The organism is Kitasatospora sp. NBC_00240 (assembly GCF_026342405.1).
Classification (GTDB): Bacteria; Actinomycetota; Actinomycetes; order Streptomycetales; family Streptomycetaceae; genus Kitasatospora.
This window is the reverse complement of the sequence record NZ_JAPEMU010000003.1, coordinates 243931-264915: the sequence shown is the minus strand read 5'-3', so window position 1 is coordinate 264915 and position 20985 is coordinate 243931. Positions and strand designations below refer to the sequence as shown.

Sequence of the window (20985 nt, the reverse complement as noted above, 5' to 3'; positions counted from 1 at the left end):
TCCAGCTGATAGCCCGACCCCGCCCGCCCCCGGGCACAGAAGTCGGCCGGCCCCACCACACCACGGCGGGGCCGGCCGGTAGCCGTCGCGTTACAGCACTTCCAGCTGGGGCACAGCCGTCGCCCGGCGACGTGGACGCAGTTCGACGACGTTGCCCGTGCGCGACGGCGCGGCGGTGCTGGCCAGCTCCGGGGCGAGGGAGCGCATCAGCACCGGGTGCAGGCCCAGAGCCTCCGAAGCCTGCAGCAGCGGCGGCGGCTCACCGAACCGCCGCACCAGCATGGCCCGCATCAGTGAAGGCTGCTCGGCGTGCACCATCACGGGTTCTTGGGTACGCCACCCGCGAGCACTGAGCTGCTTGTACAGGCTCTCCCGCCGCTCGCCGTCGATGATTTCCAGGTCAAGCGCCCGGTTGATCAGGGCCTGCATCGAGATACCCCACCGCTGCTTCAGATGGGCCAGCTCCCGCAGCGTGAACCCGCCGCTCAAGGCCTCTAGAGCGCGCTCGCGCGGCATGAGGAACGCGCCCGCGAAGCGGTGCGCCTCGGCCTCCGCCTGTTTCTGGTCCACCAGGCTGCGCCGGGCGGGATGCAGGATGAGGTGCCCGAGTTCATGGGCGGTGGTGAAGCGCTGGCGGTCGCCGCTACCTGCGGAGAAGTAGCTGATCAGGTAGGGCTCGGTCGGTCCGCGCCAGCAGGAGACGCCAGCGTGCCCCACGACGATGTCTTCACCGTGGCCGGCCGCGTCCACCAGGACGAGCGGGACCACCGGGATACCGGCGCGCTCGCACGTGCGCGTCACATGTCCGATCACACCGTCGCGGGCGATCCCGAGCGCGTCGCGAGTCTGCGCCGCGATCGTCTCGATGTCCTCCAGATCGATGGTGCCCTCAATACGGGGCAGGCGGGTCCGGCGGACCTTGGTCTCCACCAGCAAGCGCGACGCGACGCGGTACGCCTCACGCACCGTCGCCTCCACCCTGCCGACTTCCTTCGCGGAGGCACTGGCCTTCTTGCGGAAGAGCAGGGTGTCGGTCGGCAGGTCAGCCGGGTCGACGTCGAAGAAGGAGAGCGGGGTGCCGGTCGCCGCGGCGATCCGCTCCAGGACGTCCGCGGTGGCGGAGCGCGTTCCCTTCTGCATCTGCGAGATCAGCGGCTGCGAGATGCCCGCTGCGGCGGCAAGCTCCCCCTGGGTGAGGCCCATGAGGAGCCTCAGAGTTCGAACCCGTTCCGTCGGGTCATGCACCACTACCCTCACCCTCCTCGCGCTGGTCCTCGTCAAACTCGAACGGCAGCATGATCCCATTGTCGTCCGGGACGAACTCCCAGCCCGTGAAGCTCTCGGTGTCGCGGGGCAGCTCGAAGTCCAGGTCGAACTTAGCGGGGCGCCCCGGCTTCCAATCGCCGATCGGGCGCACGATCCGCACCGAGATCTGCCCACCCTCCTCCTCCGGGGAGAGCCACACGGCGAGGAGGTTGCTGGACTGGACCCCGAACAGGTCGATCGCGGGGTTCGAGTAGTAGCTGATGCGGGCCTTGTTGCGGCCGGGGGCCGGCACCAGGTCGAAGGGCGCGGCATGCAGCACCCGAATGGTCAGCATCTGGTTGCGCAGCAGGATCCGCCCGCTCCGACTGTTCGCCAGCTTCCAGCCCCCGAGGTCCTTCGCCGCGTCGAGGTGCTTGCGGGTGTGGTCCCGGGTCAGATCGGTCCGGCCCTTGGTGTAACCCTGCCCCGTCATCTCGTGCTCGTCGTAGTGCCGGTGGGCATTGGTATAGCCCTGGTCGAGCCCAGCGAGCAGTGGAGCGGCCAGGCCTTCAACAGCCAGGGTGATGAAGGCGCCATCTTCAGGTGTGAGCATAGGCGTTATTTTATAACGCCAAAAGTCACAGTTGCAACGACTCCAACACCCACACGGTGATCGGTTGGCCGGACCCAACCCCACAGGTCCGGCCAACCGCACCCCAGTCCTACGCCCACTCGACGCCATGTTCGGAGAGTTGCGCGAGCTGGCCCGGGGTCAGCTTGGCCCGGCGGGCCTTTTGGTTGTTGAGCCAGGTGCCCAGCGCGAAGTGCGTCACGACCGCTTGCTCCTCGCGGCTGGGGCCGGCCTCGATGGTCTCCAGGGGTTCCTTGTGCGGGCGGGGCACCCGGGGTTCCGGCTCACCCGTCCACCTCGTGTCGTCCACCGAGGACGGGGCTCTGGTGGCAGTCGCCAGCCGTCGACGAGGACGACTTCCACGAGGAAGCCCTGCGCCGGCACCTTGAGAACCTCGATTGGCTCGAAGCATTCGCCCGAGCGCACCACGGCGTGATCGAGGCACTCGCGACGCACGCCACCGTTCTCCCCCTGCGCCTTGCGACCGTCTACCGCGACGAGGACCGGGTACGCGCCATGCTCCACGAGCGCCAGGCGCTGTTCCTGGACAGGCTGGAGCGCCTGGAGGGCCTACTACGACCGGAAGAGAGCCGAGAACAAGACCCACAAGCAGGCCGTCATCGCCCTCGCCCGACGCCGCCTGAACGTCCTGTGGGCCCTCATACGCGACGGCCGCGCCTTCGAGATCACCCCGCCACCCAACCCCGTCACACTGGGCTGACTCGCTCACAGCGAGTCACCGATCGGGCTTGACAACTTCATTGGGAATCAGTAGCAGACCGCAGGTCTGCACCGCCGACCCACGGGGAAGCCCGCACAAAGGCCTCCTCGTTTCGACTGCCCGGAGGAGCACACCGGCTGTACGGACCCTGCTACTACCTGTTGGCCGGCCTCCTGGTGGCCTGCGGCCACACCCCTGAGAAGGCTTCTGCGGCCATCGCCCGGATCGAGCTCGACGTCCTGCACTTCGTGAAGGGGAACGCCCCCGGCGCCGGACCTCGGAGCCCGACGAGAGCCGTGCGGATACCGTCATCGGTCGAAGAAGGCCTTCTTCTCAAGCAGTTCCTTGCCTCGCTCCGTGTTTCGTGCAGCGCGCTGTCGTGATACGTGGAGTAGGACCTGCCGACCGCTTCGCGCCGTGCACGGGGCTGACGCTTGGGCGGTGCAGGTGGGGCATCGAAGGCCGGATGCCAGCTGGTCGAGTGCTACTTCCACGGCCTGACTCTTCATCCGTCGGTGCTTCGCGCACGGGTAGATGCTCTCGGGTACCGGGCACGGCTCTCCGGAGTCGAACGGGGTGCCGCACAGGTCGTCGGGATGCGGGTCGTGGTGGGGGCACCGGAGACTTCCAGGGGCTTTCTCGTAGGGACAGCGCAGCCCTGCGGAATGTCGGCGCCAGCCAGCTTCGTCGAGTTCCGCGTCGAGCGTGGTCTCGCAGCGTTCCGGCCACGGATCCGGTACATCCTCGCGGAGCGGCCAGTGCGAGTGTTCCAAACACCGCTGGGAGGGAAGCTCGACGGCGTTGGCGCACATCCCCCAGACCGGTTGTGAGCTCCACTTCTCGCGCCGCGGTGAACTCCAGTGGCAGATGGGCTGCAGGACCTTTGAGTAGCGCTCGATGAATCGCTGTGCTTCTGGAGTGTCCGGGATCGTCCGCAGAATCGACAGGACTTGTTCGAGGTCCTGGGCGGGAATGTCCAAACGGCGGGGGGAGCCGGTGCGCCTACGCGCGATGACCTTGGGCGGGGCGGCCGGAGTGTCTTTCACGTGATTGTCTCTTTCCGCAGCTCGGTGGCCGGGACGAAGAACGCATCACGGCCACCGGTCCGCAAAGAACAGCGCTGGGCGCTGTGCTCGGACCGTACCGCCTGACGGGGCGGTGGTGTGGGACTCGAGGGGTGTGTCCTGTCGTCCGTCCTGTTCGCCTACGTCGCCGCCGTCCGGCCACAGTCGCCGTGCCCGTCTCCACCATGACGGCCCCCCACCGGGAGGCCGCTGGCACCGGCCCGGCCGCGAGCGGCGGTGGGTGCTGCCGCACCTGGTTGAGTGAGTACCTCACCTCCGGCGGGGCCGTCGTCCGGACGACCTCACGGCCGCCTACTCCGAGCGCGCCCTGACGGCGGCACCACGCCGGCCACCTCGCCGGCTTCTCCACCAAGGTCGAGTACAGTTGCCCGGCCGCCGCTCGTCTGGGGGGCGAGCATCCACGAGGCCTACACGGCCTACTCGACGGAGAACATCCTGGAGAGTTTCCGCCAGGCTCTCGGCTCCGCCCGTGGCACGAGCGGAAATGCGACCCCGGCCAACCGGGAGATTGTCGACGCCGCGTACTGAACCCCTGCGGCGCCACAACGTCGTCACCGACCTCAAGCGCCGGCTGAACAACAACGGCGCCGGCACCCGGGTGGAGATCTACCCGGTCGACCAGGCCGGCGTCCACGAGTTCCGCCGCCGTGACATCTCGCACCGGGCGATCAACGTCCGCGGCGCCTGGGACGACATGGTCGACGCCTGGGACAAGGCCCCGGGCGACCCCGGCGCCGCCGAGATGCTCGACATCATCTGGGGTCATCACCGACCTCCGCTCCGACTACGACGCCTACTCCTACGTCACCCACATCGGCATCGCCGCCTGAACCATCCTGCAGCGCGCACAGGTTGGCCTCGGAGGGAACGGTCCCTCCGGGGCCAACCTGCGTTTCGAATCGCGGCTCAGCGCCAGCGGCGGTTCCACCCCGTGTCACTGAGCCCTTTCAGCTGCTGCTCGGCAGGGTGGAGCCGCATCCGCCGTTGACGGCCACCCGGACCAGCGGGATCGCGGTCGGGCGTGCCGGCTGCCGCCTCGGCTCCGTCACCCGATCGGTGGCCGCTCTGAAAGAGCTCAGTGTCTGAGGGCACTGAAGGATGGTGTCGCGGTCGCGTTGAAGAGAGTTGTCGAAGGCCGGTGAAGGTCTGGCGTCGCCTGTTGTAGCGGGTGCGTTCGGGTGCGCCCCGCCGGTCGTACGGGGTGTCGTGCGGAGGCCCGTATGGGTCTGAGCGGTCGACACGACAACGCGCGGCGGGCGCTTCGGGCCAGGTTGCTGCGTTGCCCGGACTGCCGTGGTGTCCTGCGCCCGTGGGCGACGGCTCGTGCGCACCGTGCACCTGCCCGGCGATTCGTTGCAGGGTTGCGGACGACCCCCATGCCCGCTCCGGCCCGAACCCGCCCCGGGCAGTGGGTGCCGGCCGGGTTGGTGTGTCTCCTGTTCGCCTTGGCGCAGTGCGGTTCAGGAGCGTGTGGCTCCGAAGCCGGTCTCGTGGGCCCACATGTGGGTGCAGTTGGGGCATTGGAGGTGGAGGCGGCTGCCGGTGTTGGACAGCAGGTAGCGCCAGTGTTGGCCGCAGGTGCGGGAGGCCTGGCAGGTGGCGCAGTCTCGGGTGTCGTGGCAGTTCGGGCAGCTCACCCAGGCGCGGCGGCCTATGTCCGCGTGGGGGTCGATGGGCATCATGGCCGTGAATCCCGCTGGGGCAGCACGCCGGCCTGGACGAGGTTGTCGTAGGTTCGCTGCTGGTCCGGGTCGAGATCCGAGTAGAGCAGCGCGTACGCCGCCTCCTCGCCGTGCATGGCTGCGATCGGATCCCAGAGCGGTCCGATCGCGGCGATGACCTCGACGCGTCGGCGGGCCTCGTGGAGGGTCAGGTCGAAGTCGAGGGATATGAGCTCGGTCGGGTCGTGGTCGTGAGCCATGGTGGAGCCTTTGGGTCGTGCGCTGACGAGGTTGGACGTGTCTACCAGAGAACGTGATGCTGGAGAAGAGCTGAAGCGAATTCTGTGAGCAGCCTGGCAACGGCCTGCCCCACAGCATGGACGTCCCCACCCTGCTCGATCCGGCGGTGCTCGGCTACAACTGGGGGTTCTCCGGATCGCGGTGTATGGGGGCTACTTTCTCGGCGACCCCGCCACGCAGTGGGCTGTCCTGCACACCACCCCCGAGTTGGCCGCCCACAGCGTGCACCGCGCCCACACCCTGGACGAGAGCAGTGCGCGTGACCTGCCCCGGCTCCCCGCCCAGCCCGCGCCAGGACCCATGGGCGCGGGGCCCCAGCCGTCGCCGCCGTCCAGGCCCGCTCGACCCAGCCGACCCGGCACCTCTCGCCGAGCACCAAGAGGGCGTCGGGCTTCACCGTCCGGAGCAGCCCGGCGAGCACGAGGCGCTGCCGGATACGGCGGGACCAGAGCAGGTCAACACCCAGGCCATGGCTCTCGCCAAGACGGACCATCCCTGCGACCGCGGGGCCAGCCACCAGCGCCGGTCGCGCAGCGTCAATCCCTGGGAGATCCCCGCGAGCGTGGGGCCGACTCCCGGCACGGGGCGCCCTTCTCCAACAGACGTCGAGCCAGATGGCCCTGTCCGCCCAGTACCGGGTGTCGCTGGTGATCGTCTCGCCGATGTCGATCACGACTGCCTTGATCGCGATGCGAGCAGCCTGACGGCGCTTCCAAGTTCCGATCCGGCAGGGCCATTCGAGCGCTACCGTAGTGGGGACACTACGGAGGGTGTCCTGTCCGAAATCCCCCATCGCGATGTGGGTCAACGGCCGCTTCTGGCTGTGCTCCGGATGCGGCTACCTCATCCCCTAGACCGCCAGCAGTGGTACATCGTCAGCTGGCTCGGCGGCCTGGCGCACCAGGACGGTCGGGCCGCGTACTTCGACGGCCAGGCTGAGGCCGACGCCTTCGCCATCGAGTTGTGCCGCGGGCACTGGCAGGGCGCCTGTCCGCACTCATCTCCCCGCGCGGTAGGCCCGGGGGTGTTCCACCGCGACGACAGCCGCCCTCAGCCGCGCGACCGGGGCCATTTGTCCCGCAGCCACGCCAGGTCGGTCTCGGCGCGGGTGCGGGTCGCCTGTTCGCGGGTGAAGACGGCGTCCGTCTTGGTCAGGACCAGGACGTAGGGGCGTCCCTGGCGCCGGGTGGTGTGGGAGAGGGGCAGGCCGGCCTGGTCGATGCGGCTGTGGAGGTGGCGGCGTCCGTCCTTCGCGAGCGGCCACTCCATGATGTGGCGGGTACGGGAAGTGAGGAAGACGTCCAAGTCGGGGCAGAGTCCGCACCCAGTGCGGCATCCCCCGGCCGGGGTGAGGGACCAGTCGTCTGCCGCGCGTACGGGGCGGGTGAGGGCCGTGGTGAGCCGGTCCTTGCAGTGGTCGGCGAGGGTCTGGAAGGCGCGGGCGGCGGGTGCGCCCTCGTGTATGGTCCTCTGCTGGCGGACCGCGGTGCGCAGGGCGGGGAGCAGGCATTCCAGGGCGGTGTCCGGCAGGCCGCGCAGCGTGGCGGCGATGGTGTCGGCGGTCTCGGGCCCTGCCGCCTGCAGGACGCGGGCCAGTGATGCGCCGAGCCGCTCCATTCCTGTGCGGCGCTCCGTCTCGCGGCCGATGCCGAGACAGCCGGTGAGCTGCTGCTCGACCGTTTGCCAGGCGCCCTCGGCCAGCGGCGAGGCTATTGCGTCCCCATCGTCGTCGGCGGCCCGCAGCGCGGTGCACAGGCCGGGCAGCGATTCGAGCCACGCCGCGCGGTCGGCCCCGGTGTATGCGCCAACCGTGCCGAACCAGCTGCTGACGGCCGCGCGGGCCCACGTCCGTCCGTACCGTGCGGCCGCTGCCGCGAGACCCGCGGCGTGCCGCTCGCCCAGGGTCTCCACCCCGAAAGGCGCGAGGAGCATCGTGGCAGTGTCCCCTTCCCGTAGTCCCACCGCGACGGGCAGGGCGGCGGCGAAGAGCGCCGCGGCCGCGTCGCCTGAACCGTGGTGCTTCCAGAACGGGGCGAGCGATCGGGCGAGCGTGCGCGCCCGGTCGAGGTCCCCGGCATCCAGGTGGCCCTGAAGTTCCCGCAGTGCGCCCTCGGAGCCGGCCTCGGCGCGGGCCGTGAACGACTGCTGCCGGGGCCACAGGACCACAGCGGCCCGCCGGTACCAGCGGTCGAGGGTGTTGCCGTAGTTGCCCATGTAGCCCTCGTACTCGGACTGGTAGGGCGTCAGGTCCTTGTTCTCGGTGGCGGCGCACACCTCGGCGTACGCGACGGCCAGGTTGATCTGCTCACCGCCGGTGCCGTCCGGGCGGGTCCACCAGCTCAGCGTGATCTCGTCGTCGATCAGCTCGTTCAGTTCGTAGTTGGAGAAGTCGCCGCTGCGGCGGCGCTCGGCACCAGGTTCACCGTCGGGGTCCAGGAGGCATTCACCCTCGCACTCCTCGTCCTCGCAGTCGTCATAGTGCTCGACCTCGCCGTAGTAGTCGTAGCGATCGTACGGAACATGCGCGTCCCAGGTCTCCTTCACCTCGGCCAGCGCGAGGACCGCTTCGCAGTCCGCCTCCGCGGCGGCCTGGCGGAGCAGGGCGGTGCGGGTGGCGTCGGCTCCCTTGAGGCGGTCCCAGTCCAAGCCGCGCTGGGTGTACTCGTGGTCGAGGAGGTACACGAGGCGGTTCGGGGGCGCGGCCTTCTGGCGGCCGTCGGCGTAGCGCTCTTCGGCCGGCTCGGTGAAGTGTTCGGTCAGGCAGTGGGCCAGGTCGGCGACCGAGTCCCCGTCGTCCTCGCCGACCGGGCGGATGCGTTCAGCGAGGAGGTTCATGGTGAGGGTGACGCGGTAGCCGGACTTGACGGGCTTGACCTCGTGCAGGCAGTCCGCGTAGAAGGCGGCGAATGTCAGCTTCTCCCGGGACGCCTGGTGGACGACGCTGCGGCCGGCGTGCGAGACGACGAGTTCGCCGCCGGTGTGGTGCGAGGGCAACGAGACGACCAGAGTGCCCACCATGGAGTTGTCCTTCTCGGAGTCCTGGTGCGGCAGGAAGAACTGGCCCTTGCCGTAGACGAGCAGTGCGTGCGGCTCGGCACGCAGGACGGTGGTGGGCGGCAGACCGAGCGCGGTACGGACACCGTCGAGGACGCCGTTCAGAGTGCGGTCCCAGTCGGTGCCGCCGAGCGTGATGCGGTTAGGGGTGATCTCCCAGGTGTCGCGGACGCTGGTGTCGGACAGGGTCTGCTCGCCCCGGCCGAAGGATGCCTGCCGGGCCTGCGCGATCAGTTTCTTGGTGACCGGGGCACGCAGCGGCAGCGGCAGTTCCCCCACCCCGTCGACCTCGATGCGCAGCGCGCGGGCCGACATCTCGATACGGGTGCTGAAGTCCCCGCGCCGCTGTGCGTCGCCCAGCAGCTCTGCCAGCTGCTTCCGCGCTCCGTGTCCCATACTGTTTCGTCCCCATGGGTGCTGCGTGCCGTATGGCCTGTCCCGGAAACCCTAACGCCGTAGGCGGTCCTTGTTCCCGGGTCATGCGGCGAGGGTGAGTGTGCCGCGGTAGCGGATGGTGTGGACGCGTAGGTGTTCGCGTTGCTGGTGGTAGCGCCAGTAGGCGTGTCTCAGTTTGGCTCTCCCGGCATGAGTGTGAGTGGACCTTGACGGGGTGGGTGGGAGTTGATGCTCCGTCCGAGGCTGAAAGGCGTGATCGACTTCTCTCCGGAGGGGACGATCTTCAGGTCGACTGTGGTATTACGCCAGCGCAGGGTCTGGCTGCGCCGGCCCGGCTTCTTCTAGAGATTGATCTTTGCCACGACGGGTGAGTGGTCGGAGGGCTTGTCGTGGGGTGCGGCCGGGTGGGCCTCGGTCACGGTGGGCAGCTTGTCGAGGCCGGTGGATACTTCCTGGAATTTGGCCAGCAGGGCGTGGCTGATGAGGATGTGGTCGATGAGTTCGTGCTGGCCTTCGAAGATGCGGGAGAAGCCGCCCTGTTCGAGGATTTTGGGGGCCAGGTTCCACAGGCGTTTGGCGTCGCCCTGGTCGGGGTGCTCGAAGCCGCCGGTGCCCATCTGGGAGCCGGGCGGGCCGTAGAGGATCTGCGTGGTGGCGGCCTGCCAGCCGTCGTTGAGGTCGCCCAGCACGATGACGTCGCGGTTCGTGCCGTCGCCCTGGAGGAGTTGGTCGGCGAGGTCTCGCATGGTGACGGCCTCGGCGCCGCGCCGGAACAGGGCGTAGGCGGCGTAGCGGGCGCGCAGGCCTTCGTCGTGGGTGGCGTGCTGATTGCCGGGGAAGGTCAGCAGCTTCGACTTGAGGTGGCAGACGGCCACGTCCAGGGTGTGGCCGGGGGTCGGTTCCACCGTGACGGCCAGGGCGCCGCGGCCCATCTCGCCGGTCTCGCTGTTGGGGATGTTCTCGTCCTCGACCTGGACGGCCTTGAGGTGGGCGGGGAAGGCGGTGCGCTGCTGGATGTTGGTGAGCGGCCAGCGGCTGATGACGCCCACCCGGATGCCGCGGGGATCGGGGTGGTCCGACAGGGCGGTGTGCCAGGTGCCCGGCAGCTTGGCCACCAGGTCGTCCAGCGCCTCCTGGCTGCCGACCTCCTGGACGCCGAGCAGGTCCGGTGCGATCTCGGTGATGACGCCGGCCAGGGCCTCGACCTTGGCGTCGTAGGTTGCCTGGTCCTTGGCGGCGCACTTGTTGGGGTTGGGCGGGCTGCCGGCGGGCAATGGCCGGCAGAAGTTCTCCAGGTTCCAGGTCCCGATGATCGCGCTCACTGTTGCTCCCGCTGTCGTTGATCAGATCGCCAAAAAGTATTTCGGTCGTATTCAAACGAGATCTGGAAATAGGCGGGACCCGCTGGAAACTTCACCCGCACGGTATAGTCGGCGCCCCTGCTGAGGCAGGCCAGAGCTCGCCGGGCGACAGCCTCCTGATGCAGCCACAGACAGCCCAGGCATGACAGTCGACAGCAGGCCCAGCCGGGACCGGCAGGCAGCGGCTCGGGCGGGCGGCGGCCGGGATCGTCGCGTGTCCGGTTGCCGCCCGCGTCTGCGACCGGGCTGTCGCCGGCCGCAGGAGTGTGTGCCGCGCATCCCGTCGCTTCACGGCAGGGCCATACGAGGTAATAGGGATTCCGCCGAGTTGACCGAAGGGTCTGCCGAGCGTGGATCCGCGCCGCCCCGGCAGGAGCCCAGACCGAAGCCGAGCTGGAGCGCGACGCCGGGCGTCCTCCCGTACGCATGGCACCCTACCCGGGCCCCGGACAACAGTGCTCCGGCCGAAGCCGTCCGACCCTGGGCTCTGAATCCGCGGGGCGTGCTCCCTGCTGCAGCCCTGCGCTCTTGACGGCCTGTCAGCCACGCGGGACGGTGACTCGCAAGTGACCGCAACCGGCTTGGTGCAGGAGGGTGTCGTGGGGCTAGATTTCGTAGGGATCGACCCGGAGACGGGTAAGGAGGGTTCGCCGACGGTATGGGTGGACCGCCCCAACCGCAGGATCGTGTTCCAGGGCGTGAAGGCCGAGGAGGACCTGGAGGCCGAGATCGGCGGGCGGAGCTGGGCACCGGACCACGAGGCCGGCATTCCGGGCCACGAGGCCGTGGTGTGGATCCCCACCCGTATGATCCCGATCCTGCGAAAGGCATGCGATGACGCAGAGCGAGATGGGCTTCTCTGACCTGCTGGCCGCCGCCCGGTACTCGGCGGTCCACCTGGAGATGCGCGACAGCTACGACGTTCCGGACGAGGCCGAGGCCGTGGAGCGGTTCCGGCGGACCGGCGAGTCCGACCTCGACCCGCAGTCGGAGTACTGGCAGGACTGGACGGCCATGCTGCGCGAGGCGAACGCGCGGGGGGTCGTGATCCGCCGGGCCCGGATCGTGTCCGAGCCGGTCACCCTCTACACCCGGTACCTGCACGCCATGACCCCGGTCAACATCACGGCCGGTGAACAGGTCCGCTGGCTGGCGCGCCGCAACACCTGCGACCTGGCACTGCCCGGCACCGACTTCTGGCTGTTCGACGACCACGGCGTGCGCTTCAACCACTTCACCGGGGACGGCGACTGGGCCGAACCGCGCACCTCCTACACCGAGGACCCCGCTGTGGTGAAGCTCTGCGCCACCGCGTTCGAGGCGGTGTGGGAGCGGGCCGTCCCGCACGACCAGTACACCGTCTGAGCGCCCGCCCCGAACAGAAAGCCCATGCCCGCCTCCCCCTCCTCCAGCGCCCAGGCAGCCCGCGCCGCGCTCGCCGCCCGCCTGCGCGAGCTGATGCTGGACGCCGGGATCGACGGCAAGGACCTGTCCGCCCGGTGCGGCTGGCACCCCTCCAAGACCTCCCGCATCCTCAGCGGGAAGTCGGCGCCCTCCGAGAGCGACCTGCGCACCTGGTGCACCGCATGCGGCGCGGACGGATCGGCCGCCGACCTGATCGCCTCGCTGCGCGCGGTGGAGCTGATGTACCTGGAGTGGCGCCGGATCCACCGCGCCGGCATGCGCCCGGTGCAGCAGGAGTCACTGGCCCTCCACCAGGAAACCTCCGTGTGCCGGGCCTACGTCTCCAACGTCGTCCCGGGCTTCCTGCAGACCACCGCCTACGCCACCGCCCTCATGCGCTCCATCACCGACTTCCAGGGCACCCCCGACGACGTCGCCGACGCCGTCGCCGCCCGCACCGAACGGGGCCGGCTGCTCCACGACGGCCGCCACCGGTTCGTCATCCTCATCGAGGAGACGGTGCTGCGTTACCGGATCGGCGACGCCGAGACGACGGCTGGCCAGCTCGGCCACCTCCTGGCGGTTATGCCGCTGCCCACCGTCTCCCTCGGGATCATCCCCTTCACGGCGCAGCGCACCGTGTGGCCGCTGGAGGCGTTCTACCTCTTCGACAACGAGCAGGCCTCGGTGGAGACGCTGACCGCCGAGGTCACCGTGACCCAGCCCCGCGAACTCGCCGACTACCACCGTGCCTTCGCCGGGCTGGCGAAGATGGCCGTCCACGGCGCCGCGGCCCGCGCCCTGATCACCGCCGCGATCGAGGCCCTCGGGTGAATCCCCGCAGTCGGAAGCAATCGCGTTGAAGCCGCGCGGGCCTACTCCCTACCGTCGAACCGTCGCCCGCAGTGACGGACCGGACACCCGGCCCCGTCGGTGTGCAGGCGAGTTGGGGCCGCTGCGCGGGCCCGTCCCCCGTCGGGCCCGCGCAGCCGTCACCCGCCGACCAGAGAGCGGAGTCCGACGTGACCACGCACCCCATAGCCCGCCCACCTACCGCGGCCCGGGCAGCGGCGGCACCGGCGGGTGCGGGACACACGGCGACCACGGGCGTCGAGACCCAGGAGCGGCCACCGGTCGCGGACACCGCGACCGCGCTGCTGCCCTACGAGCCACAGTCCGCCGCCGCGGCCCGCCGCCTGGTCCGCACCATGCTGCGCGGGTGGGAGCTGGGGGACCTGGTCGAGGCCGGCGAACTCATCGTCAGCGAGCTGGCCGGTAACGCCGCGAAGACCGGCTGCCGAGGCAGCATGGCGGTCACCGTCGATCGCGTCACCGAAGGTTGCGTGCGGATCAGCGTCCGCGACAGCTCCCGCACCCTGCCCTGCCTGATCGACGCGGGCCCCGCCGCCGAGTCCGGCCGCGGCCTGGCCTTGGTCCACCACCTCACCGGCGGCCACTGGGGCGCCACCGCCGAGCCCTTCGGCAAGACCGTCCACGCCGACCTGCGCGCACCTCCCCCCGGCCCCGGCCCGGCATGAACCCGCGCCCCGGTGCGCCGGGGTGGCCCTCTACTCCTCCCGGTCCCGGGAGGGCACCATCAGAGCGACGACAAGGAGCCCGTCATGGACATCGACCAGGCCCACAGCGGCGGTGGGGGCGAGGGGGACAACCTCCCCGGCACCCCGTGGACACCGCCCCAGGACCCGCCCTCGCCCGACGGCGGCCCGCCGCCCGGAGACGGGGGACACCGGAAGTGACGCTCGCACCCGAGAGCGAGGACCGCCCCGCGACGGGGCGGTCCTTCCCGGTCGCCGACGCGTGGGTGGCGGCCTTCGACGCCGTCCCGCGCTCCCTGTTCCTGCCCGACCTGGTGTGGGCGCACGACATGGCCACCGGGACGAGCCGGCCCGTCGAGCGGACCGAGGACGAGGCCGCATGGCTGGCGGCCGCCGAAGCGGACGTCCCGGTCGTCACCCAGTGGGACGACGGCGAGCACCAGGGCGCCGAGCCCGGCACGGTGCCCACCAGCTCGGCCTCGCAGCCCTCGCTGGTCGCCTCGATGCTGGAGGACCTGCGGGTCGAGCCGGGGATGCGGGTGCTGGAGCAGGGCACCGGCACCGGATGGAACGCCGCCCTGCTGAGCCACCGCCTCGGCGACACCAACGTCACCACCATGGAGATCGACGCCCCCGTGTCCGCCCGCGCCCGCACCGCGCTGACCGCCGCCGGCTACCACCCGCACGTCGTGTGCGGGGACGGCGCCCTCGGCCACCAGGCCGGCGCGCCGTACGACCGGATCACCGCCACCTACGGCCTGCGCACCATCCCGTACACCTGGATCGAGCAGACCCGGCCCGGCGGACTGATCCTGGCGCCCTTCGGCACCCACTACTCCAACGCCGACGCACTGGTCCGCCTCACCGTCCACGGCGACGGCACCGCCTCCGGCCCGTTCCTGCAGCCGGTGGAGTTCATGAAGATGCGCTCCCAGCGCCTCACCTGGCCCCGCAACCCGGCCGAGGGCGGCACCGTCGCCGAACACACCACCACCGCCGCGCTGCCCGACCACGGCAAGTTCGACCCGTTCCCGCTCGCCGCCAGCCTGCGCCTGCGCGACATCGTCCACGCCATCCAGCCCCACGACGACGGCGCCCGCACCCTGTGGCTCTACTCCCTGACCACCCCGGCCTGGGCCGCCGCGACCTTCCGAGACGGCCAGGGCGCGCACCAGGTCCGCCAGTACGGCGGGCGCCGCCTGTGGGACGACTTCGAACACGCCCTCGCCTGGTGGCACGCCGCCGATCAGCCCGGAGTCGACCGGCTCGGACTCACCATCACCCCCGACAGCTGGCACGCCTGGCTGGACGACCCCGCACAGGAGATCTGACGGCGCGTGTCCTCCATGCCGCTTGCTCGTTGAAATGGCCGAGCGCCCCGACCAGGGCGCGCGGCTGCGCCTGCTCCTCGCTGCCCCGGGACGAACCGAACTATCCTACCTCTACACGCCCGGTCGGCCGGAGCCGACGGTGTTCGAGGTGGACGGCGTCCGCTTCGGCCTGGCGATCTGCGTCGAGGCGAACTTCCCCGAACTGTTCGCCGAGTACGAACGCCTGGACGTCGATTGTGTTCTGGTCTCCGTGATGGTCGATGACCCGGCCCGCGCCACCGTCGCCCAGGCCTACGGCACCCCTACAACTACTGGCTCGGCTACGCCGTCCCCGCCCAGTTCGCCGCGAACGCCCCCTCCGGTGTCGTCGCCCCGGCGGCCGCTGGCTCCATCGCGCCCCCGCCGACAGCCGGCCCGCCCTCGACCTCGACTCCACCGAGCCGGACATCGACATGGCCGTGCGCCTTGCCCGGCCTCGACACCGAGCACCATCTGGTCGAGCGGGCCCGCCAGCGCGCTCTCGGCCTCCTCCAGGATCGCAGCGGGCCGTTCGCCAATCCGTGGACCGCCTGGTCGCCCGATCCGGCCTGGCCGCTACCGGTCCTGCCCGACGGCGTTGACACGACGACCCTGGGCATTGCCCATTCGCACCAGCCCATCGACTGACAGACTGCTCGCATGCAGGGCAACTACTTCTCGCTCACCCGGGTCAGGCTGAGGCACTTCAAGAGCATTGCCGAGGCTGACGTTGAACTAGGGCAGCTCTTGTTGCTGGTCGGGCCGAACGGATCCGGCAAGAGCAACTTCCTCGACTCTCTCCGACTGGTGTCAGAGTCGCTGCAGACCTCTCTCGACCAAGCGCTTCGGGCTCGCGGTGGGATTGCAGAGGTTCGCAGAAGGTCACAGGGGCACCCCAACAACCTATCCATTCAACTGGAGTTCCGCGGACCTGAACATCACGGGCAGTACGGATTCACGATCGCGACAGTTCGGGGAGGCGGCTACCGGATCAGGCAGGAGTACTGCAAAGTCTGGCTTAAGTCCCGCGATGGCGAAGGTGAGCGATCCGCCGATGCCTTCTTCGAGGTCGAGAACGGAGGACTGGTAGGTCATAGCGAGCCGGTCATGCCCCCGGTGGGCGAGCAACGGTTGTACTTGGTCTCGGCTGCTGGCCTAACACCGTTCCGCCCTGTCTTCGACGGCCTCGCTGGCATCAGCGTCTTCAACCTCAACCCAGATGTCATCCGGCAACCACAGACGCCGGACTCGGGAGAGTTCCTGCTGCGGGACGGCTCCAACCTCGCGAGCGTGCTGCACCGTCTGGAGCGCACCGAGCGAGGCCGCGACGACAAGGAACGGATCGAGGCGTACCTGCAGCAGATTGTCCCTGGGATGCACACGGTCACCCGATCGAACCTCGGGAACTGGGAGACGCTGGAGTTCAAACAGGATGTCCCCGGAGCACCGCACCCGTGGCGCTTCCAGGCGCAGTCGGTTTCCGACGGGACGCTGCGCGCCTTGGGCGTACTGGTCTCCCTGTTCGCTGGGACCGGAAGCACACTCAGCACCATCGGTATCGAGGAGCCCGAAAGTGCGCTGCATCCTGCAGCGGCCGGAGTCCTGCTGGACGCACTGCGAGACGCGAGCGAACGCCGACAAGTGATCGTTACGAGCCATAGCCCAGATCTATTGGACCGCGAAGGCTTCGAACTGTCCGAGATCTGTGCAGTGAGATCGGTGGGAGGCGCAACGAAGATCGGCAAGCTGGATGCCGCTGGCGCAATGGCCCTGCGCGAGCAGCTCTACACACCGGGCGAACTCCTCCGCACCGACCAGCTGCTCCCGGAACTTTCCGCGGAGATGCCGCCCACGGAGATGCCACGATGACGACACCGGTGGTTGTAGCCCCCATCGTGGAGGGGGATGGCGAGAAGCTGGCCGTGCGCGGGCTGATCACGCGAATCGCGATGCACTTTGAGCAGCAGTGGGTCGAAGTAGCACCGCCTTTCATGCTCAACTCAGGAAAGATGCGGAAACCTGAGGAACTGGCCCGTGCCATCCGGATCCAAGCAGCACGTGTCCCGGATCGAGGCGGGGTTCTCGTCCTACGTGACGGCGACGATGACGACATCAAGTGCCCAGTCGAACTCGCCCAGAGACTCGCGCCAGACCCCACTCTCGTCACCGTTCCCGTGGAAATTGTGATAGCCAAGCACGAGTACGAAGCCTGGTTTCTCGCTGCGGCAACCTCGCTGCGGTCGCACAAGGTAGTCCGTGATGACGCCACCATCCCGGCCGATCCTGAAGCGAAGCGGGACGCGAAGGGCCAGTTGCGGACCATGATGCACGAGTCGTATAAGCCGACCCTTTACCAAGCCAGCTTCACAGACATCATGGACCTGGACGAGGCAGCGCAGAACAGCAGGTCTTTCCGCCGCATGATTAGTGCAGTGAGGAAGCTCCTGTAGGAGGTACATAGCTGGCTGGGCAACCGGTGGGGTAGGCATCTTGATGGCAGCCCCACCGCGAGGGCCGCTACCTTGATGGACCATCAAGGTAGCGGCATTGAGCCAGGTCAAGGCGATCTGTAGCTCCGTCTACCCGCACAGCCGCCCGCCCCGGGCGCCGAGCGGATGCCAGACGGGGCGGCCGGTCCGTGCTGGATGAGGTCCTCGATGCGGGCGGCGGCCGGGACGGCGACGAGCACACAGCAGCGATGACGGCTGGTGGAGTACGACGACGCGGTCCCGGTCGTGGCGACCGCGCTGGAGGTCCTGACTCACGCCGCGCGGTCACGCTGATCCGGTCATACGGTCCGTATGTGGGTGGCACGGTGTGCGCCTGGTGCGCCCGGGTACTGCCAGGCGGGCGCGGCCGCCGGACCCGCCAGCGGCCGAGGACAAGCGGGGCGGCGCGGGTGCCGGGTCAGCTGCCGATGGCCTGTTTGGTGTCTGCGAGCTGCGTCAACTCGTCTGCGGATTCGGGGGTGAGACGGTAGAAGCCTTGGAGGGAGATGGAGTGCTCGAGGCGCCCGTCGGCGATGTGCTTGAGGTTGCGGGTCTTGCCTCGGGGGTTGCGCCACGTGAGGTGGGTGAGGAGGTCGCCGGGGACGGGTGCGTCGAAGCGTACGGGTGTCGCCTCGACGTGGACGGCCTGGGCGCCGCAGCCGCCGGCGCCGAGCATCGCCCAGTCGTCGTGGCCGGGGAACGAGGGCTGGTCCCAGGACGCGGGCGCCTGCCCGCAGCACTCGCCGCGATCGCGGTCGACGATCCGCATGCGGCTCACCACGTGGACGACGCCCCGGTTGACGTGCACCGCGTACACCTCGTCACCCGGCTCTGCGCCGGACCATGCGGGCAGGGGTGTGTACGCCGCTGAAGGCGACCGGCGACCGGCGGCCGCTGGCCGGTGCGCCCGGTGAGGCGCAGGGCACGGCAGACGTCGTGGGTCTACAAGACGGTGAAGGAATCAGGCACGCCGTGATCGTAGAAAGCGGCACTGACACCGGCCGCAGTCCCGCCCGCCCGGTCGTGGGCGGTCCCGGCGCGCGCCTGTCAGGTACTGATCGTCAGTCCATTGGTCAGGTCTGGGCCTGTGCGGGGCGGATGGGGCCGGCGGCTGCGGTGGCGGCGGCCGTGAGCCGGTCGAGTGGCGTGTGGTCGCCCAGCTCGATGGCGAGCAGGGGCTCGCACGAACGTCCGGAGCTTGCGAACGGCCTGCGTGAACGACCTCACGCGCCAGCCCTCCTCACCCACCTGCAACTGCGTGAAGGTCTCCACCCACTGGTGCAAGATGGCCTCGTCGCCCGGCTGAGCCGGGCGGGCCGGTGTCATCAGACCATTTCCCGGATACAGGCCTTGCAGGTCACTTCGGCGCCCTCCTCCTGAGGCTCGTCGTCGGGGCCGACGGTGCGGCGGCAGGCCGTGACGCCGTCGGGGAAGCCGGGCGCGGGGCACGCGGCGCGTAGCAGCACCAGCTGGTCGTCGCTCAGGTCCTCGCGCGCCACGGTCCGTCCGGAGGTGGTCCGGACCTTCCCCGCCAGCAGCCCCAGGGTCCAGACCCGGACCCCGCCATCGGCGCTGACGAGCACCACCTCACCGGAGGCGGGCAGCACGTCGCGAACGGTCCACTCACCGTTCTCTAGCCGGAGCACGGCCCCGGGCCCGACCTCGACGTGGCCGTTCACCGCCGTGCACCGTCCGTCAGCGCGACGAGCGAGCCGTCCCCCAGCGGTTCGGCCAGGTCCACGCCGATCCGCCGGTGCCAGGAGGTGAAGCGCGTGCGCCCGCGCCATCACCGGGTACGGGGTCACGCGGACCAGGTCGCCGAACGGCATCGCGCCGCCGGCGAGCACCGACACCATGCGCTCCTGCAGGTCCAGCAGGTGGCTCATCGGCCGGGCCTCGGCCCGCATCGCCTCCACGGCGCCGCTCACGTGCGGCCTCCAGCCAGCCACGACGCTGTACTGCCAGCCCACCGCGCGAGCCAGCTCCGCTGCCGCCGCGAACCCCGGCCGGTCCGCGTCCTTGACCAGGTGCAGCGGCCGAACGTCCACCAGCCACCGGCCGCCCCACGTCACCACCAGGTAGTCCGGGATGTGGGTCCGCGTACGGCCCGACGCCCAATAACGGAGGCGGAACGGCTGCGACAGAACGTCCCGCACCGGGCCCGCGAAGTCCGCCGCCCGCAGGAACCTGTGCTCCTCCAGGCTCTCGAACCCGTGCAGCCGGCCAGTCGAGACCAACAGCTCCAGCCCCGGACGGTGGCCCTGCCGCGGATGCCAGCTGAACCCCCGCACCGGGCGGGTCCGCCCGACCGGCACACCCCCCAGCTCGGCCACCGGACACACCAACCCAGCCCCGTCCAGGCACCACGTCGTCGTCCAACGCCGCTTCCACCCCGGGCCGAAATCCAGGCCCGCGCGGTCAGTCGGCCCCGGCTCGTAGCGACCAGCAGGTCGTCCACCGTGCAGGCCACCGACCACACCCCCGACCCGAAGCCGGTCCCCAGCGTGCCGCTCGCGCTCATACCGCCAGAACAGCACCCAGCCAGCACCCGCTGAAGGGCAAGCTCCCCCAGACCCCACGTATGTGGGAACAATCCGACATACCCACCCTGTAGCCTGCCCTGGCCAACTACAGTGCACCGTTTGGCCAACTAGCGTGCAAAGGCACAGGCGGGTGGTCAGCGCGGTTCGGGTGCTGCCAGGCGCCGGCCGGCAGGGCTTTGGGGTCGCTGTCGCGGTGGGCGGCCTGGAGGGTGGCGATCGCGGTCAGGGCGGAGGGCGACCTGGTCGTGGCGCGGCTCGCGGACGAAGTGGTCCGGCCAGCCGGGGCGGTGCCGTCACCCAGATATCGATCCGCTCGACTTCTCCCCAGAGCAGGGAGTGGGACCAGCCTTTGGCGTCTAATCGCCTTCAACCGTCAGCATCCTAAGGTCCTCTTCATCGTCCTCAAAGCCTGAAGCGCCTTCACCCCAACCATTACCGTCTTGCTCTTGGTGCTGGTCCTGCTGCCCTTGCTGTTCCTGTTCCTGCTGTTCCTGCTGTTCCTGCTGGTCCTGTTCCTGCCGCAGCTGTTCCTGCTGGTCCTGTTCCTGCTGTTCCTGCTCCTGCCGCAGCTGCTCCTCCTGCTGTTCCGGCTCCGAGACGTTGCCGTCACTGTCAGTCGAGGTGGTGGTGACCGTCGTCTTACCTGTCGTCGGGTCGGTCATGACTGTGGTCTCGGTCGAGTTCCCGTGCCCGTCTTCGACGGTCGATGACTTCGACTGCTGGACAACGTTGCCGGACGCGTCGATGGTCTCGGTGATTTTGAGGTGCGAATTCGCCCCGGTGTCCAGATTTTGGATGTCCTCGGAGGTCACAGTTGTGGTCCCGCCCTGCGGGTCGGGGACGGCGTTGGTATCGGTCTCCGTCTGAATGCGATTGCCGTCTGCGTCGGCAGCGATGGTCTTCGTATGGGTCTGCTCTTGGAGGGTGGTGCCGGAGCCGTCCTGGATGACCATGTGTTTCTGGCTCGACCCATCGCTCCGGTTCGCCGATTCGATGGTGCGTGTCCAGCCGTCGTCACGCTGTTCTTTGACGATGGTGACGGTGTCATCGGCCCCGGTGGTGGTGGTTGTGGTGGTCACAACCACCTTGCCGGCAGGGGTGGTAGAGGTCGTCGTGGTGATTTCCGACGTCATCTTGTTCCCTCCAAAGCCACTAGTCTGGGCAGCATTGATGACCGAAATGACCGACCC

The 20985-nt window shown here is 69.4% G+C and carries 19 protein-coding genes and 2 pseudogenes; 11 read left to right on the top strand and 10 right to left on the bottom strand.

The window, feature by feature from the left end:
- Positions 1–90: 90 nt before the first annotated feature.
- The 3 genes from OG689_RS42800 to OG689_RS42790 all read right to left on the bottom strand — a co-directional run bounded on the left by OG689_RS42800 (position 91) and on the right by OG689_RS42790 (position 2186).
- Positions 91–1305 carry an ImmA/IrrE family metallo-endopeptidase gene (locus OG689_RS42800; protein WP_266328826.1) on the bottom strand — a complete coding sequence of 405 codons (1215 nt, stop codon included), beginning with the start codon at positions 1303–1305 and terminating at the stop codon, positions 91–93.
- Positions 1238–1858, bottom strand: a complete 621-nt coding sequence (locus OG689_RS42795) for a hypothetical protein (RefSeq protein WP_266328824.1) — start codon at positions 1856–1858, stop codon at positions 1238–1240. The genes OG689_RS42800 and OG689_RS42795 overlap by 68 nt, the downstream gene beginning before the upstream one ends.
- A 109-nt stretch (positions 1859–1967) precedes the next feature.
- Entirely contained in the window at positions 1968–2186 is a 219-nt protein-coding gene (locus OG689_RS42790; protein ID WP_266328822.1) for a helicase associated domain-containing protein, read from the bottom strand.
- Between OG689_RS42790 and OG689_RS42785 the strand changes: the two are divergent.
- Positions 2113–2446, top strand: a pseudogene (locus OG689_RS42785) (GvpL/GvpF family gas vesicle protein); the annotation flags it as partial. The gene OG689_RS42790 and the pseudogene OG689_RS42785 overlap by 74 nt on opposite strands.
- A pseudogene (locus OG689_RS42780) lies at positions 2442–2597 on the top strand (IS110 family transposase); the annotation flags it as partial. The pseudogenes OG689_RS42785 and OG689_RS42780, both read left to right, overlap by 5 nt.
- Before the next feature lie 2545 nt (positions 2598–5142).
- Here OG689_RS42780 and OG689_RS42775 read toward each other — a convergent pair.
- The 4 genes from OG689_RS42775 to OG689_RS42760 form a co-directional block, all read right to left on the bottom strand.
- Entirely contained in the window at positions 5143–5364 is a 222-nt protein-coding gene (locus OG689_RS42775; RefSeq protein ID WP_266328820.1) for a hypothetical protein, read from the bottom strand.
- Positions 5361–5603 carry a DUF6400 family protein gene (locus OG689_RS42770; RefSeq protein ID WP_266328818.1) on the bottom strand — a complete coding sequence of 81 codons (243 nt, stop codon included), beginning with the start codon at positions 5601–5603 and terminating at the stop codon, positions 5361–5363. The genes OG689_RS42775 and OG689_RS42770 overlap by 4 nt, the downstream gene beginning before the upstream one ends.
- A 1090-nt stretch (positions 5604–6693) precedes the next feature.
- Positions 6694–9093 carry a 2OG-Fe(II) oxygenase gene (locus OG689_RS42765; protein WP_266328816.1) on the bottom strand — a complete coding sequence of 800 codons (2400 nt, stop codon included), beginning with the start codon at positions 9091–9093 and terminating at the stop codon, positions 6694–6696.
- A gap of 341 nt (positions 9094–9434) precedes the next feature.
- Positions 9435–10415: an endonuclease/exonuclease/phosphatase family protein gene (locus OG689_RS42760; protein ID WP_266328814.1), complete on the bottom strand. Its 981-nt coding sequence runs from the start codon at positions 10413–10415 to the stop codon at positions 9435–9437.
- A gap of 605 nt (positions 10416–11020) precedes the next feature.
- On the opposite strand from OG689_RS42760, the gene OG689_RS42755 reads away from it, so the two are divergent.
- The 9 genes from OG689_RS42755 to OG689_RS42715 all read left to right on the top strand — a co-directional run bounded on the left by OG689_RS42755 (position 11021) and on the right by OG689_RS42715 (position 17213).
- The gene (locus OG689_RS42755) at positions 11021–11317 is read left to right on the top strand and encodes a hypothetical protein (protein ID WP_266328812.1); all 297 of its coding nucleotides are present in this window, start codon (positions 11021–11023) and stop codon (positions 11315–11317) included.
- Positions 11289–11819, top strand: a complete 531-nt coding sequence (locus OG689_RS42750; protein WP_266328810.1) for a DUF6879 family protein — start codon at positions 11289–11291, stop codon at positions 11817–11819. The genes OG689_RS42755 and OG689_RS42750 overlap by 29 nt, the downstream gene beginning before the upstream one ends.
- Before the next feature lie 24 nt (positions 11820–11843).
- Positions 11844–12692: a helix-turn-helix transcriptional regulator gene (locus OG689_RS42745; protein WP_266328808.1), complete on the top strand. Its 849-nt coding sequence runs from the start codon at positions 11844–11846 to the stop codon at positions 12690–12692.
- Positions 12693–12880: 188 nt separating this feature from the next.
- Positions 12881–13396: an ATP-binding protein gene (locus OG689_RS42740; RefSeq protein WP_266328806.1), complete on the top strand. Its 516-nt coding sequence runs from the start codon at positions 12881–12883 to the stop codon at positions 13394–13396.
- An 84-nt stretch (positions 13397–13480) separates the two neighbouring features.
- Positions 13481–13615: a hypothetical protein gene (locus OG689_RS42735; RefSeq protein WP_266328804.1), complete on the top strand. Its 135-nt coding sequence runs from the start codon at positions 13481–13483 to the stop codon at positions 13613–13615.
- A complete protein-coding gene (locus OG689_RS42730) occupies positions 13612–14745 on the top strand; it encodes a methyltransferase domain-containing protein (protein ID WP_266328802.1) in 1134 nt (377 codons plus the stop codon). The genes OG689_RS42735 and OG689_RS42730 overlap by 4 nt, the downstream gene beginning before the upstream one ends.
- Before the next feature lie 465 nt (positions 14746–15210).
- Positions 15211–15411: a hypothetical protein gene (locus OG689_RS42725; protein WP_266328801.1), complete on the top strand. Its 201-nt coding sequence runs from the start codon at positions 15211–15213 to the stop codon at positions 15409–15411.
- Between the two features lie 12 nt (positions 15412–15423).
- Positions 15424–16632, top strand: a complete 1209-nt coding sequence (locus OG689_RS42720) for an AAA family ATPase (protein WP_266328799.1) — start codon at positions 15424–15426, stop codon at positions 16630–16632.
- The gene (locus OG689_RS42715) at positions 16629–17213 is read left to right on the top strand and encodes a DUF4276 family protein (RefSeq protein ID WP_266328797.1); all 585 of its coding nucleotides are present in this window, start codon (positions 16629–16631) and stop codon (positions 17211–17213) included. The genes OG689_RS42720 and OG689_RS42715 overlap by 4 nt, the downstream gene beginning before the upstream one ends.
- A 457-nt stretch (positions 17214–17670) precedes the next feature.
- Here the strand turns inward: OG689_RS42715 and OG689_RS42710 are convergent, their stop codons facing one another.
- The 3 genes from OG689_RS42710 to OG689_RS42700 all read right to left on the bottom strand — a co-directional run bounded on the left by OG689_RS42710 (position 17671) and on the right by OG689_RS42700 (position 20928).
- On the bottom strand, positions 17671–18060 hold the full coding sequence (locus tag OG689_RS42710) for a hypothetical protein (RefSeq protein ID WP_266328795.1): 390 nt from the start codon (positions 18058–18060) through the stop codon (positions 17671–17673).
- Between the two features lie 517 nt (positions 18061–18577).
- Positions 18578–19789, bottom strand: a complete 1212-nt coding sequence (locus tag OG689_RS42705) for a hypothetical protein (protein ID WP_266328793.1) — start codon at positions 19787–19789, stop codon at positions 18578–18580.
- A 362-nt stretch (positions 19790–20151) separates the two neighbouring features.
- The gene (locus OG689_RS42700) at positions 20152–20928 is read right to left on the bottom strand and encodes a hypothetical protein (protein WP_266328792.1); all 777 of its coding nucleotides are present in this window, start codon (positions 20926–20928) and stop codon (positions 20152–20154) included.
- Between the last annotated feature and the right edge of the window lie 57 nt (positions 20929–20985).